At 55.3% G+C, this 16,043-nt stretch carries 13 protein-coding genes; 2 read left to right on the top strand and 11 right to left on the bottom strand.

Annotated features, from left to right (window positions below; genetic code table 11):
- Nucleotides 1-18: 18 nt before the first annotated feature.
- From astB to P6287_RS08330, 4 genes are read right to left on the bottom strand one after another with little or no spacing between them, the layout of a single operon-like run.
- Nucleotides 19-1,347: an N-succinylarginine dihydrolase gene (astB, locus tag P6287_RS08345; protein ID WP_277974777.1), complete on the bottom strand. Its 1,329-nt coding sequence runs from the start codon at nucleotides 1,345-1,347 to the stop codon at nucleotides 19-21.
- A complete protein-coding gene (gene astD / locus P6287_RS08340; protein WP_277974776.1) occupies nucleotides 1,347-2,813 on the bottom strand; it encodes a succinylglutamate-semialdehyde dehydrogenase in 1,467 nt (488 codons plus the stop codon). The genes astB and astD overlap by 1 nt, the downstream gene beginning before the upstream one ends.
- Nucleotides 2,810-3,841, bottom strand: coding sequence for an arginine N-succinyltransferase (gene astA, locus P6287_RS08335; protein WP_217546841.1), 1,032 nt, complete (start codon nucleotides 3,839-3,841; stop codon nucleotides 2,810-2,812). The genes astD and astA overlap by 4 nt, the downstream gene beginning before the upstream one ends.
- Complete coding sequence (locus P6287_RS08330; RefSeq protein ID WP_222181873.1) at nucleotides 3,838-5,058, bottom strand: aspartate aminotransferase family protein; 1,221 nt, start codon at nucleotides 5,056-5,058, stop codon at nucleotides 3,838-3,840. Before P6287_RS08330 ends, astA begins: the two co-directional genes overlap by 4 nt.
- 878 nt (nucleotides 5,059-5,936) lie before the next feature.
- Here P6287_RS08330 and P6287_RS08325 point away from each other — a divergent pair.
- Nucleotides 5,937-7,010 carry a porin gene (locus P6287_RS08325; RefSeq protein WP_277974775.1) on the top strand — a complete coding sequence of 358 codons (1,074 nt, stop codon included), beginning with the start codon at nucleotides 5,937-5,939 and terminating at the stop codon, nucleotides 7,008-7,010.
- 90 nt (nucleotides 7,011-7,100) lie between these two features.
- Here the strand turns inward: P6287_RS08325 and P6287_RS08320 are convergent, their stop codons facing one another.
- The 7 genes from P6287_RS08320 to P6287_RS08290 all read right to left on the bottom strand — a co-directional run bounded on the left by P6287_RS08320 (nucleotide 7,101) and on the right by P6287_RS08290 (nucleotide 14,814).
- Entirely contained in the window at nucleotides 7,101-8,537 is a 1,437-nt protein-coding gene (locus P6287_RS08320) for a YchO/YchP family invasin (RefSeq protein ID WP_277974774.1), read from the bottom strand.
- 399 nt (nucleotides 8,538-8,936) lie between these two features.
- Nucleotides 8,937-9,734: a glucose 1-dehydrogenase gene (locus P6287_RS08315; protein WP_101764596.1), complete on the bottom strand. Its 798-nt coding sequence runs from the start codon at nucleotides 9,732-9,734 to the stop codon at nucleotides 8,937-8,939.
- Between the two features lie 11 nt (nucleotides 9,735-9,745).
- Nucleotides 9,746-10,813: an ABC transporter permease gene (locus P6287_RS08310; protein WP_192413550.1), complete on the bottom strand. Its 1,068-nt coding sequence runs from the start codon at nucleotides 10,811-10,813 to the stop codon at nucleotides 9,746-9,748.
- Nucleotides 10,814-10,833: 20 nt separating this feature from the next.
- Nucleotides 10,834-12,354 (bottom strand): sugar ABC transporter ATP-binding protein, encoded by a 1,521-nt coding sequence (locus P6287_RS08305; RefSeq protein WP_101764598.1) that lies wholly within the window; start codon nucleotides 12,352-12,354, stop codon nucleotides 10,834-10,836.
- 9 nt (nucleotides 12,355-12,363) lie between these two features.
- Entirely contained in the window at nucleotides 12,364-12,975 is a 612-nt protein-coding gene (locus tag P6287_RS08300) for a DUF2291 domain-containing protein (RefSeq protein WP_277974773.1), read from the bottom strand.
- A gap of 42 nt (nucleotides 12,976-13,017) precedes the next feature.
- The gene (locus P6287_RS08295; RefSeq protein ID WP_101764600.1) at nucleotides 13,018-13,953 is read right to left on the bottom strand and encodes a D-ribose ABC transporter substrate-binding protein; all 936 of its coding nucleotides are present in this window, start codon (nucleotides 13,951-13,953) and stop codon (nucleotides 13,018-13,020) included.
- Between the two features lie 63 nt (nucleotides 13,954-14,016).
- Nucleotides 14,017-14,814: a GolD/DthD family dehydrogenase gene (locus P6287_RS08290; protein ID WP_192413554.1), complete on the bottom strand. Its 798-nt coding sequence runs from the start codon at nucleotides 14,812-14,814 to the stop codon at nucleotides 14,017-14,019.
- Between the two features lie 377 nt (nucleotides 14,815-15,191).
- On the opposite strand from P6287_RS08290, the gene P6287_RS08285 reads away from it, so the two are divergent.
- Nucleotides 15,192-16,010, top strand: a complete 819-nt coding sequence (locus tag P6287_RS08285; RefSeq protein ID WP_277974772.1) for a DeoR/GlpR family DNA-binding transcription regulator — start codon at nucleotides 15,192-15,194, stop codon at nucleotides 16,008-16,010.
- Nucleotides 16,011-16,043 lie beyond the last annotated feature (33 nt).

Below are 16,043 nucleotides of genomic sequence, written 5' to 3'. Positions count from 1 at the left end.
GAACCTCTCACCCCGGCGTTAACGCTGAAACGCGTAGACACTGCCTAAGTCTAGCAGCTTCGTCAGCTCATCCAGCGCGGTGCGCCCTTCACGCAGCAGTTGCGGGTCGGCTAAATCGGCCTGAGTTAAGCGATCGCGGTAGTGGCGATCCACCCAATCGTTGAGCGTGGCAAACAGGCGATCGTTCATCAGTACCGCCGGATTCAGCGCCTGACGCTCGGTTTCGGTTAACACCACGCGCAGACGCAAACAGGCCGGACCGCCACCGTTAAACATGCTTTCACGCAGATCGAAAACTTTCAATTCACGGATCGGCCCGCCGCTCTCCACCAGCTCGGTAAGATAACGCCACACGCCTATATGCTGGCGTGACTCTTCTGGCAGCACCAGCAGCATACCGCCGTCGGCGCGCTGCAACAGCTGGCTATTAAACAGATAGGTGTTGACCGCATCGGTTACCGATACTTTATCGCGCGGCACTTCAATCGGCTGGAAACCGCTAACGCGGGCGGCGATGTCACTCAGCAACTGCGGCTGGTTCACAAAGGCATCCTGATGGCAGAACAGCACCTGCTGATTGCTCACCGCAATCACATCGTTATGAAACACGCCCTGATCAATCACCGCTGGATTTTGCTGGGCAAACAGCGTGCGTTGCGCATCGAGCTGATGCAACCGCGCCACCGCTTCGCTGGCTTCCCGCGTTTGACGCGCCGGATAACGTGCTGGCGTTGCGCCCTGCTGCTGACCATCACGGCCATAAATAAACAGCTGCACGCCCGCATCACCGTAATCACTGCCGAAACGATTGTGATTGGCCGCGCCCTCATCACCAAACTGCGCCACCTGCGGCAGCGCATCGTGCACGCAGAAGTGCTGCGGATGACGGAAAATCGCGCGCAGCAGATCGGCAGTTTCCGGCGCCTCAATGGCGCGATGGAATTTGTTATTCAGATTGGCGACGGTGAAATGCACGCGACCATCGGCGCTATCCGCCGACGGTGACACCGTGGCGGCATTCGCCACCCACATCGCTGAGGCTGAGCTGGCCGCCGACAGCAGCTGCGGCGCGTGCTTCGCCGCCTGCGCCAGCACCTGCTCATCGCTGCCGCCAAAGCCGAGCTGGCGCAGCAGCGGCAGATTAGGACGTTCGTGCGGCGGGATCACGCCCTGTACGTAGCCCATATCCGCCAGCGCTTTCATCTTCAGCAAACCCTGCTTCGCCGCCAGACGCGGGTTTGAGGGCTGCAGCTGATTGCGCGTCGAGGCTTCGTTACCAAACGACAATCCCGCGTAATGATGTGTCAGGCCGACCAGCCCATCAAAGTTCGCTTCAAATGCTTGCATTATTTCGCCCCCTGCACGGAGAAATCGAGGCCCGGCGCTAAGCTGCCCGGCAGCGCCAGGCTTGGGCTCTCCAGCGACGCCATTGGCCATGCACAGTAATCGGCGGCGTACCACGCGCTGGCACGATGATTCCCGGATGCGCCAATGCCACCAAAGGGGGCGGTGCTGGCCGCGCCGGTCAGCGGTTTGTTCCAGTTAACGATACCGGCGCGCGCCTCCAGCAATAGCTGATCAAACTGCGCGCGCTGCGGCGAAATCAGACCGCACGACAAGCCATAGCGGGTATTATTGGCGATAGCAATCGCCTGCTCGAAGCTGTCGTAACGAATCACCTGCAGCAACGGACCAAAGACTTCTTCATCCGCTAAATCTTTCACTTCGGTCACATCAATGATGCCCGGCGTGATGATGGCACTGTCGCGGTCCGGCCAGTGCATGCCGAGCAACACTTTCCCGCCCTTTTCCACCTGCTGCTGCCAGGCGGCAAAAATATGTCCAGCGGCGGCAGGGGAAATCACGCTGCCCATAAACGGCTGCGGTTCGGCATCCCACGCGCCAGGCTGCAAGCGCGCACTGACCTCAACCAAACGCTGCAGGAAGGCATCGCCCGCCGCACCGCGCTTCACCAGCAGACGACGCGCACAGGTGCAGCGCTGTCCAGCGGTAATAAAGGCCGACTGAATGGCGATGTGTACCGCACCATCAAGATCAGAAGGATCTTCAACAATCAACGCATTGTTGCCGCCCATCTCCAGCGCCAGCATTTTTTCTGGCTGCCCGGCAAACTGACGATGCAGGTGATAGCCGGTGGCGGCGCTGCCGGTAAACAGCAGGCCATCAATTTGCGACGCATTGGCCAGCGCCTGGCCGGTTTCACGACCGCCTTGCAGCAGCGCCATTACGCCCGCTGGTAAACCGGCTTGCTGCCACAGCTGCACGGTTTTCTCCGCCGTCAGCGGCGTCAGCTCGCTCGGCTTAAACACCACGCAGTTACCCGCCAGCAGAGCTGGCACGATATGGCCGTTCGGCAGATGGCCGGGAAAATTATACGGACCAAACACCGCCAACACGCCGTGCGGACGATGGCGCAGCGAGCTCTCTCCATCGGCCTGTTCGCCGGTGCGGCTGTGATAGGCCTTAATCGAAATGGCGATTTTGTTGATCATCGCCTGCACTTCGGTCAGCGTTTCCCAGCGCGGCTTGCCCGTTTCCTGGGCGATGGTTTCCGCCAGCGCGTTTTTGTGGCTTTCAAGCAGACGGGCAAACCCTTCCACCAGCGCCTGACGCTCCGCAAACGGTTTTCTCGCCCACTGCGGGAACGCCGCGCGCGCCGCTTCGCAGGCCGCAGCCACTTGTGCTGCCGATGCCGCTTTGCCCTGCCACAGCGTTTCGCCGCTAACCGGATTGAGTTTGTTCAGGGCGTCAGCGCCGCCGGTCACCCATTGACCTTGAATAAAATGCGTCATGCTTTTTTCTCCTCGCGACACAGCGTGACCACACGCAGTTGATCGCCAATGTTGCAATGCAGCGCCGCGCGCTGGCTTTCAGTCAGTTTTACCGTGCCGGATGCCATATCCACCGGCAGCAGCGCCACGCGGAAATGCTGAAAATCCGCGTTGGCCACCAGACACAGCGGCCAGCTTTCATCGGCTGCACCGCTCTCAGCGGTTAACTGGCGACTCTTGCGAATGGCACGAATGCGATCGATTTCGCACTCCAGCGTCGGGCCGCCGTCGAAGATGTCGACATAGTTGAGATAGCGGAAACCTTCCGCCTCCAGCACCGCACGCGCGGGCGCGGTTTTCGGATGGACTTCGCCAATCACTTTTTGCGCCGCTTCAGACAGGTAATGAATGTAGAGCGGATGTTTGGGCATCAGCTCGGCGATAAAGGCTTTTTGCCCGGTGCCGCTCAGAAAGTCGGCTTTGCTGAACTCCATCGAGAAGAAGCGGCTGCCGACGCTGTCCCAGAATGGCGAGTGGCCATTGTCATCACTGACGCCACGCATCTCCGCCACCACATGTTGCATAAAGCGGTCGCGGAAGTTGGCCATAAACAGAAAGCGCGATTTCGACAGCAGATGGCCATTTTTTCCATCGCGGTAATCGGGATCGAGGAACAGCGTGCAGAGTTCGCTGCTGCCGGTGTGATCGTTGCTCAGCGATAGCGTCGGCAGGCTGGCGTAAACGTTCAGCTCTTTCGAGGCGTGTACCTGCGTGCCAACGCGGAAGTTGTACCAGGGATCCTGCAAACCCACCGCCGCTTCGATGGCGCAAATGCCGACGGCACGATTATCCTCGCTGTCGGCCAGCACAAACACATAGCCTTGTTCGGCTGGCGGCAGCGCACCTTGCCAGGTGAGCAGCGAACGCTCAATACGGGCTTTGAGCGTTTCGCTATCCGCGGGCAGCGAGGTTAAGCCGCCCCCGGTTTTGCCCGCCAGCGACAACAACTGCGAGAGATCGTCACGTTCGACGGGGCGAATCACCATCATGATGTGGCTCCTTTGAGCACGCGTTCACAGGCACGTTCGAAGCGCGCCAAACCTTCTTTAACTTCGCGCTCGCTGATGTTCAGCGCTGGCGCAAAACGTACCACGTTGGCACCTGCTATCAGCACCATTACGCCCTCTTCGGCCGCGGTGAGGTTGAACTGTTTGGCTTTACCGGCGAAATCGTCGTTTAGCACGGCGCCAATCAATAGACCCAACCCGCGCACTTCTTTAAATACCGGCAGACGCTTGTTCAGTTCCTGCAACGCCGTAACAAACCATTGATGACGCTCGGCCACGCCGGCCATAAATTCCGGCTGATTAATCAGCTCCATCACTTTACCCGCGACTGCGCCCGCCAGCGGGTTGCCGCCGTAGGTGGTGCCGTGCGTGCCCACGCCCATCACCTGCGCCAGATCTTCACGCGTCAGCATTGCGCCAATCGGGAAGCCGCCACCCAGCGCTTTGGCGGTGGTCAATACATCCGGCGTCACGCCGTAATGCATATAGGCATACAGCGAACCGGTGCGACCCACGCCGCTTTGCACTTCATCAAAAATCAGCAGCGCATGATGTTTGTCGCAGAGTTCACGCAGTCCGCGCAGGAAAGCGGGATCGGCTGGCAGGACGCCGCCTTCACCCTGAATCGGCTCGACGATCACCGCGCAGGTTCGGTCATTGATCAGCCCGGCCGCCGAGGCCAGATCGTTGAAATTAGCGTGTTCGACCGCCGGTGGCAGCGGCGCAAAATCCCGGGAATAGGCCGGTTGTCCGCCTGCTGTCACGGTAAACAGCGTGCGACCGTGGAAAGCATTATTAAAAGCAACGATGCCATTTTTCTCAGCACCGAAACGGTCGTGTGCGGTTTTACGTGCCAGTTTCAGCGCCGCTTCATTCGCTTCAGCGCCGGAGTTACAGAAGAACACGCGATCGGCAAAAGTGGCATCAATCAACTGCTTGGCGAGACGCAGGATCGGTTCATTGGTGTAGCCGTTACCGGTATGCCACAGTTTGCCGGCCTGTTCGATTAGCGCCTGCTGCAACGCCGGATGCGCATGTCCCAATGCGTTAACCGCAATGCCACCGGCAAAATCGATATACTCTTTGCCTTGCTGATCCCACAGCGTTGAACCTTCCGCGCGGACCGGAATAAAAGCCGCGGGTGCATAAACTGGCATCATCCATTGATCGAAATTCTGACGTGAAACCTGCAGTGACATAGCCCTTTCTCCTGCTCCACACCCGGTGAAGCCTTTTGTTTTGAAATTGTTAAAAATGTTAAGTGGCAGCTCTACTGTATATTGCAGATAGCGTGCCAGCCAGCCGCAAAAATGCATAACCGTCTTATCACTACGTAATATCAATAACTTAACAGGTACTGATATTCACTTTAATTGCATAAAAAGTGAATATCAGTCTGATGCAGGCTGAATAGCAGTAATTTATTTAGCGGATTTATGCATCGGCAAAATGAAATATTGCTTTTGTGATCGGGCAGGAAATATTTCGCCAAATTAATGCGATAAACGCACTTTTTTGGGGCGCAATGTGCCTGATTGGTGCAGGAAAGTGATAGCGCGGTGCAAATTTAGCGGCCGGGGAATTAATCGGGTTTTAACATTTGCCTCGCGGGATTGAATATTATTTCACCAGTTCATTGTTTAGCTAAGAGGTAAATAACATTTTGTGACCAAGGTTATTATCAGAACAGAAATAAAAGGACACAAAGCCATGAAGCCGATAATTACTCTGCTAATGATTAGCTGGATTCAGATATTTGCTATTGAACAATAATGCATAGGCTTGTGCTATTTCACGAACAAGCTACTGATTTTATTTACGCATCTTTAAATTTAAAGTTATTCAATAAAATCATATGCATAAATATTAAAATCATCATTACACATGTTGTCTTATGGATAAGTTTAACCAATACAAAATTCCACATAATGGAAATTAAGATTAAAAATCACACAAAAAGTTAACGAGAAATATTTAGTTACATATATTGCACTGTCGATCTTGAACCTTTTGTGTCATTTTCTTTTCACCCCGCAGATGGGGACAAAATTAAAAAATATCACAGGGTAAAAATTAAATGATGAAGCGCTCCTTACTGGCAGCAGTGATGCCTTTACTGCTGGGACTCTCTTCGGCTCAGGCCGCCGAAATCTATAACAAAGATGGCAACAAGCTGGACCTGACTGGCAAAATTAACGTCTCGCATCTGTTCTCCGATAACGAAGGGTCAAATGGTGATACCTCGTCTTATACCCGTATTGGTTTTAAAGGCGAAACCAAGATCAACGATCAACTGACCGGCTACGGTCAATGGCAGTACCAGTACAGCCTGAGCAACTCTGAAGGCAGCGATGCCAACAGCGGTAACAGAACCCGCCTGGGCTTTGCTGGCCTGAAGTTTGGTCAGTTCGGCTCGATCGATTACGGTCGTAACTACGGTTTGATTTATGACGTGCTGGGTTACACCGATATGCTGCCCTTCTTTGGTGGCGATCAAGGTTACTCTGATGGGTTCCTGTCTAGCCGCTCAGGTGGCGTGTTGACCTGGCGCAACAAAGATTTCTTCGGTCTGGTGAAAGGCTGGAACGTTGCTGCACAGTACGAAGGTAAAAACGATCGTAACGATGCAAACGTTGCCGTACGCCGTTCGAATGGTGATGGCTTCGCGCTCTCCACTTCATACGACTTCGATTTCGGTCTGAGCGTGGTTGGCGCTTACGCGAGCCTGGATCGTACCAATACGCAGAACCAGGCCTTACGTGGCGAAGGTGAGAAAGCACAGCACTGGACTGCGGGCCTGAAATACGATGCTAACCAGATTTACCTGGCAACCATGTACGGCGAAACGCTCAACGCAACCCCAATCACTGGTGGCTTCGCTAACAAAGCCGTTAACTTTGAAGCCGTTGCGCAGTATCAGTTCATTAACGGACTGCGTCCTTCAATCGGCTATGTTTCATCGAAAGGCAAAGAGATTGAAAATATTGGTGATGTCGATCTCACCAAATACGTCGCTGTCGGTGGAACCTACTACTTCAACAAAAACATGTCTGTGTACGCTGAATACAAGATCAACCTGTTGAAAGATGATAATGCGTTGGGCATCGCTTCTGATGATGTCACCGCTGTGGGTCTGATTTACCAGTTCTAAGTGGCAATACCCTCATGGCTGTTCGGCTAGTGTCGGCTGAATATGCGCAAAGGGCAGCGAAAGCTGCCCTTTTTTATTGGTGCGAGGCGATTACGGCGCCATCAAATCAAAGCGATCATCATCGCCCTGATCCAGTGAGAACGGCGGCTGCAATTGCAGGACGATCTCGTTCGAGGTGACGCGATTCTGTTTACTGTCTTCTAACACCACCAACAAGCGATAGCTGTTGTGCGCGCCCGGCGAGCTATCCCACGCGGGCAGGATCACGCTCCAACCCTGCGGATCGTTGGGATTGGCACCCGGCGTCAGGCTCAGCGCCTGGGTATCGCCCTGCCACATCACTTTAGCGATCGGATTGGTGCTGCGGATTTGCAATTTCAGCGGCAAACTTTCTCCGCCATTCAGCTGCCACGGCGGCGTAGCGAGAAACACCGACAGCGTTTTACGCTGGCGATATTCCAGCACCGGCGTATAGCTGCGCGTCACGTTATCGTAGCGACTGCCGCGCAGTGAGTGCGCAGCCGCTACGTTATCCGGACTCAGCTGCTGGCTGAGCGCCACGCCAAAGCGATAGTTGAGGCGCAAGCCGAGCTGATCCTGGCTCTCACCGCTGTCGCTGGTTTTATGGCTGGCGGATAAGGTTACCAGTGGCACCGGCGTGTAGGTGACGCCAAAGGTCAACGCCGATGGGTTATGGTAGCGATTGCCGGAGCTAAACAAATCGACGTTATCGCCCAGATATTGCTGCCAGCTTACTGACGCACCGAGTTGGCGATAGTGCGGCAAATAGCCTTGCGTGGTGAAATCATAGCCGCGCGCCATGCGCTGCTGCTGGAAGGGATTGCGATCCTGCCAACCTGAGAGCGGCGTATAGTAGTTGGCGGAGAAGCGCAGATAATCGCCCCACGCTTCGGTACCCAGCGAAGCGCGCTGTAGGCCACTGCTGAACATGCGATCGACAAAACCGTTATAGCCCAGCAGCCATTTTCCTGCCACCCAACGTTGCCCGAGGCCAGCATTGCCGACCAGCCCATCATCAGTTTGATGAAAGCCAACCTGACTGAAGGTCAGATAGCGATAGTTATCCGCCCAGGGTGTCAGCAGCGACGCACCGCTGCCGGCAAAATTGCCCTCCATATCCACATTGAAATCGATTTGAGCATTGCCATACGGTGACAACAGCGACTGGCCTTCATCAACCAGTCGATTGCCCACTTCATCGCGGAAATGGTTAAAGGCCCACAGCCCAGCCTGCTGGCCAAGGGCATTGTCGTCCGTACTGTTCTGGCTGGCTTCACCAATGCTTTTGGCAATAGTCGCCAGTTTTTTGTTGAATGCTTCCGTTTCATCCTGATAACCCAATGCAGGCAACTGATCGGCCATTTTCTGGAAACGTGTGGGATCGCTAAACGGCGCATCGGCGAGTTTAGTGTCAGAGATCAACGCCAGCGCAGGCGCGGATGCGGCAAGTAGTGAAAAACCAGAGAGATAACGCACGCTTTTGGGTGATAACAAAGTAAATAACATAGCTAAAAATAGGGTTCGACCCGGTTCAGAATTAGAGGTGGCTCACAAAACTGCATAAGTCTACCCTAGCATATTCTGATGCAAGTGCCGGACATGTCTGGTTTCGATTAAGGCAGAAAACGAAAAAATCAGAATGTAGGTAAGCAGGCGACGCAATGTGTTGTGCCCTGCTTGCCCATCAAGAGGTGACCTCTCAAATCATTGAGCGCGCACATTGTAGCGGCGCAATGCATTGCGCGATAAATCGCGCCGCTACGGAAGGTGCGGAGATTTGATACAGCGCTTAACTGATCGGCATTACGCAATTCACTGCGCGATGAATCACGCCGCTCCGGAAGGTGCGATCATGAGGCTTCATGTTTAGCATGACGCCATCAATGGCGACCCAACAGCGAACTATCAGGAGAAAATCAAACCGCCATCCACATTAATGGTCTGCCCGGTGATATAGCGCGCATCGTCAGAGGCGAGGAAAGCCACCAAGCCAGCGACATCTTCCGGCTGCCCTGCGCGTTTAAGCGGGATGTTTTCCACCCATTCGGCCATCAGTTCGCCTTTGCCATACTGCTTTTTATCGCTGCTGAGGATCTCGCCCCACACGCGATCGTTGTAGTCCCACATTTCACTCTCGATGATGCCCGGACAGAAGGCATTCACCGTGATATGCCACGGCGCCAACTCCAGCGCCAGGCTTTGAGTAATACCGATCACGCCCATCTTGCTGGCGGCATAGTGCGGCGTATAAATGAAACCCTGCCGTCCCTGACCGGACGAGGTGTTGATCAGGCTGCCGCTGCCCTGTTTCACCATATATTTCGCCGCTTCCCGGCAGCACAGCCACACGCCCGTGGTGTTCACCGCAAGGATCTTCTCGAAGTCACTTTTGGGCATCGCATCGAAACGATCGATGGTAATCACCCCCGCATTCTGAATCGACACATCAATGCTGCCAAAGCGCTCAGCCGCCTGCTGATAAAGCTGCTGTACCTCCGTTTCATCGGTAACATCGACCTGCAGCGCCAGAACCTCACTGCCAAACTGCTGTTCGATGGCCTGCGCGGTACTGAAAACGCGTTCCGAATTCGACACCATCACCAAACGCGCCCCGTCGCGGGCAAAGCGCGCTGCAATGCCCGCGCCAATGCCGCGGCAGGCGCCGGTAATCACCACCGTCTTTCCACTAAAATCGCGTGTCATATTGCCTCCTGTTATCCATGTGTCGCTTCAGGCAGGGCGGCCGATTGCTGCTTTTTTTCATGTCTGCGCAGCAGCACCACCTTACTTTGTAATTTTTGCTGGAACTGATCGATCACCACCGCAGTGACAATCACCAGGCCTTTGATCACCATTTGCCAGAAATCGCTGACGCCCATCATCACCATGCCATCGGCGAGAAACACGATGACAAAAGCACCGATAATCGAGCCTGAAACGCGACCGCGTCCACCCGCCAGCGCCGTGCCGCCCAGCACCGTGGCACCGATGGCGTCCATCTCGAACATGTTGCCGGTCATCGGGTGCGCGGTTTGCAGCTGCGACGCCACAATCAAACCGACCAGCGCGGCGCACAAGCCGGAAAAGGCGTAGACAAACACTTTGACCTTGATAATCGGCACACCCGCCAGGCGCGCCGCCGATTCGTTGCCACCGGTGGCATAGATGTAACGACCCAGCGGTGTTTTACGCGTCAGATACAACCCCAGCAGCAGGAAGCCGAGCATCATCCATATCGGGATATACACGCCCAATATCGAACCCGAACCGAGCAGGGCAAAGCCGGTATTACCCAGTGCTGGCGTGCCGACAAGGTTGGCGTAGGTGCTGCCATCGTTGAACAGCAGCGCGGCGCCGCGTGCCACGTACATCATGCCGAGCGTACAGATAAACGGCGCTACGCCGAGTCGCGTCACCACCGCGCCATTAATCAATCCCAGCGCCACGCCGAACAGCGCCACCACCAGAATCACTTCGGGCACATTGAAAAACAGTACGTTGCCGCCCCACAGCGGTAAGCCGTTTGTGAGCAGCGCACCCGCCACCATGCCGCATATGCCCGCCACCGCACCGACCGAAAGATCGATGCCGCCAGTCAAAATCACCAGCGTCATGCCAATCGCCAGCAAGCCGGTAATCGCCACATGCTGCGTCATGATCAGCAGGTTGGAGGTGGTGAGAAAGTTAGGCACCATAAAGCTGAAGAAACTCACCACGATCAGCAAGGCAATAAAGGTACGCGCCTTAAGCAGGTACATATAGATCAGGTATTTTTGATTCATCGTTTTACTCTCCAGCGGGCTCAATCATGTGGCGTTGAGGCGCTAATCAGGGCTTCGCGCGTGGCCGCCGCGCGCGGTAAATCGGCGGTGATGCGACCATCCGCCATCACCAGAATGCGGTCAGCCAGCGCCATCACTTCATCCAGTTCGGAGGAGGAGAACATCACCGCCAATCCCTGCTGCGCCAGGTTGCCAATCAGGTGATAAACATCGGTTTTTGCCCCCACATCAATGCCGCGCGTGGGCTCATCCAGCAGCACCACCTGCGGCCCGGTCATCAGGGCTTTGCCCAGCACCACTTTTTGCTGATTGCCGCCGCTTAAGGAGGTGATCGGCAGCTCGGGATCGCTGACCTTGATGGCGAGATGGCCAATCATTTCATCCACACGGCGCTGCTCGTTGTGCGGATTGAGCTTGCGCCAGCAACGGCGGAAACCCCGCAGGCTGAGATCGCTGAGCGTCATGTTGGCGGTGATCGACATCAGCTGTACCACGCCTTCGGTTTGACGATCTTCCGGCACCAGCGCGATGCCTTTTTTCAGTCGCTGCTGGAAACTGCGCTTCTCCAGCGCTTCGCCGTTCAGACTGACGCTGCCCGACTGACAGTGCATCATGCCAATCAACCCTTTGAACAACTCGGTGCGCCCGGCGCCAAGCAAACCGTAGATGCCAATCACTTCGCCTTTTCGCAGCGAGAAAGAGACATCATTGAGCTTGTAACCGCCGTTTTGATGCAGCGCGGTCAGCCCGTTGACGCTGAGTACCGTTTCACCCTGCGTCGCCGGTTGGTAATCGAAGTGTTTCTTCTTGTCGCCCACCATCTGCTCGATGATCCACGGAATCGAGGCGTCGCGGACTTCGCGTTCGCTGATGAAGCGTCCGTCGCGGAAGATGGTGATGTGATCGCCAATCTCCATCAGCTCTTCCAGCCGATGTGAGATATAGATAATGGTGACGCCGCGCCGTTTAAGCTGGTCGATGACGTTGAACAGCACTTTCACTTCTGACTGGCTGAGTGCGCTGGTCGGTTCATCCATGATCAGCACGCGCGTGTCCTTGGACAGCGCGCGGGCGATCTCCACCAGCTGCTGATGGCCGATACCGAGTTCAGCCAGCGGCGCGTAGGGATCGACATCCAGCTCCAGCCGTTCCAGCAATGCTTTGGCGAGCGAATACTGATACTTCTCGTTGATCACGCCGCGCTGGAAAAACTCATTGGCCATGAAGATGTTGTCCATCACGTTCATATTGGGAAACAGGTTCAGCTCCTGAAAAATAATGCTGATGCCCTGTTTTTCCGCCTGATGCGTGGAGCTCAGCGACACTGCTGCGCCGTCCAGCAGAATCTCGCCGGATGACGGGATCTCCACGCCCGCCAGCATTTTCATCATGGTGGATTTGCCGGCACCGTTTTCGCCAATCAGCACGTTAACTTTATTGCGATAGACGCGGTAATTGACCTGATCCAGCGCGGTGACGCCGGGATAGATGCGCGACACGTTGCGGGTTTCAATGATCACGTCATGTTGAGGCTGTTGCATATCCGCTCCTTACTGACGTGTAATCGCCGCAGGCGTCACATTCGGCACCTGTTCCGGCGTATCAAAGCTGCTAAACACGCCAGCCAGCTGCACTTTGTCACCCACTTTGGGCTTGAAAGCACTCATCATGTTCGCCGCTTGCTGATTGATCGCGCGACTGTAATCGCCGAACAGCACCTGATCGTTAAAGTCCTGATAGCTGGCACCTTTGTAGGCATCGCGCAACACCGTGCCGGGAAAAATCGGGCCAACCTGCACCGTGACAGTGTCACCGGACACATCTTTCACTGTCATCCGACCGTTACGCGACGTGGTGTTAACCGCCGTGATTTCACCGCTCACGTTGACACTGAACACGCACGGGTTCTCATCCTGACTGCGATAGCCGTAGGTTTTACAAGCGCTATCAAAATCTTTGGCGGATTTCAGCGCATTCAATAACTCGGCCACCGGCTTCGCATCATGTTGAATTTGCGGTACCAGCTTCTGTTGCCACGTTTGGGCAATATTGCCCATTTTGGGATTGGGAGGATTTTTCAGGTCGGCCAGCTCCTGCTGCGACACAATGCGGCAACCGCTAAGGATCACGACAGGAAGCAGTAACCAGAGTCGTCTGTGCATCACATTCTCCTGGGCGCCCGATCTACGGGCGCACCGCATTGATTACGACTTGAAGTTAAAGTCCTGCACGCCTTTGGCGTTGTCTGGCGTAATGAGAATGCCGCGGAACATCACGCGCTGCTTCTCAGGCTTGGTGCCTTTCTGAATAAAGTTGTCGAGGTCGGTCACGCCCTGCGCGGCGATGGCTTGCGCCTGCAGCATCACCGTGGCTTTCAGATCCCCTTTTTCCACCGCGTCACGTTCATCATTGCTGCCGTCAATGCCGACCACGATGACGTCGTTACGGCCTGCGGCTTTCAATGCCGCAATCGCGCCCAGCGCCACGGGGCCGTTACCGCAGATCACGCCTTTTACATCCGGATGCGCCTGCAGAATGCTGTCCATGATACGTTTGCCGTCAATCAGCGTGCCTTTGGCATCCTGACGCGCCACGCTTTTCATATCGGAATATTGGTCAAGCACCTGATGGAAGGATTTGGAGCGTGTGACGCAGTTGTTGTCGGCGAGGTTACAGGTGAGTTCCGCGTAGCTGCCCTTTTCCCCCATCTTCTCCACAAACACGTTTGCCACGTCGGAGCCGGCCTGGAAGTTGTTGTGGGTGATCTGCGCCAGCGCCACGTCATCCACCGGGATTTCGCGGTTGATCAGCACCACCGGAATGCCGGCATCTTTGGCTTTTTTAATCGCGGCGACGCTGGCGGTGGAGTCGGCGTTATCCAGCACGATGCCCTGCACCTTTTTGCCGATGGCGGCATCAATCAGTTCACTTTGCTTTTTCACATCTTCGCCATGCGACAGCACGCTGGTTTTATAGCCCAGCTCCTGCGCTTTGAGGTTGGCACCTTTGGCTTCGGAGGCGTAATACGGGTTATCCAGCGAGTTCACCAGAATCATGATGGTGCCTTTATCGGCAGCGAAACTGGCTTGTGAGATCAGGCAACTGGCAATAGCAGTTAACAGCAGGGTACGTTTTTTCATGGTGAGGTTCTCTCATTGTTATAGTGGGTCACGCAGGGTCAGCCGTTCTGGTGTTGGCGCGGCTTACCAGATGGTAAAGCCACCGTCGATCATCAAATCTGCGCCGGTGATCATGTCGCTGCCGTTGCTAGCGAAGAACAGCACCGCGGCGGCGATTTCGTCGGTATAGGCAAAGCGTCCCAGCGGGATCAGCTTTTTCATCTGCTCGCCCTTCTCACCGCGCCAGGCTTTTTCACCCATCGGCGTCAGCACCACGGTGGGCGATAAGGTATTGACGTTAATGCGATAGGGAGCGAACTCTTTGGCCATCACTTTGGTCATGCCGAGCAGACCGGCTTTGGCGGAGGTGTAAGCAACGTGGTTGTCGATAGCGATGGAGGCGGCCTGCGACGCAATGTTGATGATTTTGCCGCCGTTACCGGCGCGCACCATGCGTTTACCGGCCTCCTGCGAGCAGAGGAAAGGACCGGTGAGATTGACGTCGATCTGCTTCTGCCACTCGGCAAAATCGGTTTCTAACACCGGTTGCAACATCACGTAGCCCGCGCAGTTCACCAGGATATCAATCTGACCGTAATGCTGTTCGACGCGATCAAATGCCGCTTCAACCGAGGCCGGATCGGTCACGTCGCAGCACACCAGCAGCACGCGATCGGCAGCAAATTGATCCTGCACGCCCGCCACTTTGTCGCTTTCGAAGGGCGGATAGAGCAGCGCCAGCCGTGCGCCCTTCTCCAGCAGCATGGCGTTACTGGCCATCGCAATCCCGCCCAGCCCGCCGGTGACTACCGCCACTTTGCCGGTTAAATCCTGCTCAATGTTCACGCCGTAGCGCAGGTTAACGTCATATTCCCCACTCATCGTCTCTCTCCATAATGGTGTACGGCGGCGCTGGTTATTGCTGGCCGGGTTATCGTTTTTTACAAATATCATTTTCGAACAAAAATATAAGCTATCGATTAATAATGGTTTGTGGAGGAGATCAAATTTCATACAAATTGCAGCAATAAAAATTATCTTCATGATTTTGTTGAATTTGCAAAATTCCCCGCGTTCAGGACATGGAGCGAGCTGCTGACGGCTTTCTGCGAAATCAATCGCATAGCAAATGATGATTTTCATTCGAAAATGAATGTTTCTGGAAGCTACCTCGCAAATGGCCAAATCGCAGAGTAAAATCAGCTCGGGTTTCCTTATTGGCGAAACCCGACCGTGATTGGAAAGAGGGAGCATTTCGATTGAAAAGCAAAACTGAGCAGCTGGCAGATATGCAGCAGCGCCGTGAGAAGATTCTGGAGATGATCCGCGAAGACGGTACCGTCACGGTTAAAGCGCTAACCGATACCTTCGGCCTGACCGAAGCCACCATTCGCACCGACTTGCGCATGTTGCAGCAAGAGGGGCACGTACAGCGTTATCACGGCGGCGCCACGCTGATGACCGGCAAGCAGAATACCGGCGCGATGTTGCTGGAGCGTCAAACACATCTGGAAGAAAAACAGGCGATTGGCCGCCTTGCCGCTCAGCATGTGGAAAATGGCGACACGGTGATTTTCGATTCCGGTACCACCACCACGGCGATTGCCGAGGCGATCAGCCATATTCGTCGTTTATCGGTAATTACCACGGCGGTGAATATCGCGCTGAAGCTGGGCGGCGAGCCGGGTATCAATATTTTGCTGACCGGCGGCACTTTTAAGTTCCCGACGCTTTCGACTTCAGGTGAGAAAGCCGCCTCGTTTTTCGAAAACGTGCTGGCGGAGAAGCTGTTTCTTGCCACGGCCTGTATCTCACCGCGTCTCGGTTTGAGCTTTCCCAGCGAGACCGATATCAAGGTGAAAATGGCGATGATCAAGTCAGCCAACAGCGTGTATGTGGTGGCGGATTCCAGCAAGATCGATAAGGTGTCGATGTTCGCGCTGCCGTGCGACTGGAGCCATATTCACTATCTGATTACCGATAGCGGCATTTCGCCGGCGCAGGTCGCGGCGTTTGAGGCGTTAGGCGTGCAGGTGTTGGTGGCGCAGTCGGCGTTGGCGCAGAAGCGCGCGGTGTAAGGTGCGGTGCGCGCTGTCCCTCACCCGGCCCTC

It is taken from the genome of Pantoea sp. X85 (assembly GCF_029623675.1).
In the GTDB taxonomy this organism is placed as follows: Bacteria; Pseudomonadota; Gammaproteobacteria; order Enterobacterales; family Enterobacteriaceae; genus Pantoea; species Pantoea leporis.
This window is presented reverse-complemented; position numbering and strand designations above follow the sequence as displayed.

Excerpts from the sequence above, each read along its gene's own strand:
- astB (WP_277974777.1), bottom strand. The coding sequence starts at position 1,347 with ATGCAAGCATTTGAAGCGAACTTTGATGGGCTGGTCGGCCTGACACAT.
- astD (WP_277974776.1), bottom strand. The coding sequence starts at position 2,813 with ATGACGCATTTTATTCAAGGTCAATGGGTGACCGGCGGCGCTGACGCC.
- astA (WP_217546841.1), bottom strand. The coding sequence starts at position 3,841 with ATGATGGTGATTCGCCCCGTCGAACGTGACGATCTCTCGCAGTTGTTG.
- P6287_RS08330 (WP_222181873.1), bottom strand. The coding sequence starts at position 5,058 with ATGTCACTGCAGGTTTCACGTCAGAATTTCGATCAATGGATGATGCCA.
- P6287_RS08325 (WP_277974775.1), top strand. The coding sequence starts at position 5,937 with ATGATGAAGCGCTCCTTACTGGCAGCAGTGATGCCTTTACTGCTGGGA.
- P6287_RS08320 (WP_277974774.1), bottom strand. The coding sequence starts at position 8,537 with ATGTTATTTACTTTGTTATCACCCAAAAGCGTGCGTTATCTCTCTGGT.
- P6287_RS08315 (WP_101764596.1), bottom strand. The coding sequence starts at position 9,734 with ATGACACGCGATTTTAGTGGAAAGACGGTGGTGATTACCGGCGCCTGC.
- P6287_RS08310 (WP_192413550.1), bottom strand. The coding sequence starts at position 10,813 with ATGAATCAAAAATACCTGATCTATATGTACCTGCTTAAGGCGCGTACC.
- P6287_RS08305 (WP_101764598.1), bottom strand. The coding sequence starts at position 12,354 with ATGCAACAGCCTCAACATGACGTGATCATTGAAACCCGCAACGTGTCG.
- P6287_RS08300 (WP_277974773.1), bottom strand. The coding sequence starts at position 12,975 with ATGCACAGACGACTCTGGTTACTGCTTCCTGTCGTGATCCTTAGCGGT.
- P6287_RS08295 (WP_101764600.1), bottom strand. The coding sequence starts at position 13,953 with ATGAAAAAACGTACCCTGCTGTTAACTGCTATTGCCAGTTGCCTGATC.
- P6287_RS08290 (WP_192413554.1), bottom strand. The coding sequence starts at position 14,814 with ATGAGTGGGGAATATGACGTTAACCTGCGCTACGGCGTGAACATTGAG.